The 419-nt window shown below is 60.9% G+C and carries 1 protein-coding gene; it reads right to left on the bottom strand.

Translation table 11 applies throughout. The annotated features are described in order from the left end of the window. On the bottom strand, positions 1 to 419 hold a 419-nt coding region (locus AC5RWT_RS38050; RefSeq protein WP_494084715.1), incomplete at both ends, for a substrate-binding domain-containing protein.

Genomic DNA, 419 nt, shown 5'->3' with positions numbered 1-419 from the left:
GCCATCTTGACGTTGGTTCCTTTGATGGTGTCCTGGAAGCCTTTGACTGCGGCGTCGGACCATCCGGCGCCTTCCGGGCCGGGGAAGAAGCCCACCAGGGCGGGTGACCCCTTGGTGTCATCGATGATGTACTGGGCCGTCGTCACTGCCAGATCGTGGAAGCTCACGAGCGCGTGGGAGAAGAGCGGATTGTCCTTGGAGTCTGGGCAGTCCGTGCCGTTGATGAAGTCCACCACCGGAATCTTCTTTTCCAGCGCGGCAGCGACCTGGGAGCATACGCCCGTAGCGTTGATGGCGCCGAGAATGATCGCGTCGTAGCCGCCGTTAATGCAGTCCTGCATCTGGCTCAGCTGCTTGTCGAGGTTGGTATAGCCTCCGGCCTCGTACATGCTGTACTCGACGTTGTCCCTCTGTGCCTC

The sequence above is a fragment of the Arthrobacter sp. Dra40 genome, from assembly GCF_059091905.1.
The sequence above is the reverse complement of the archived record's forward strand: the minus strand, read 5'-3'. Positions and strand labels throughout refer to the sequence as shown.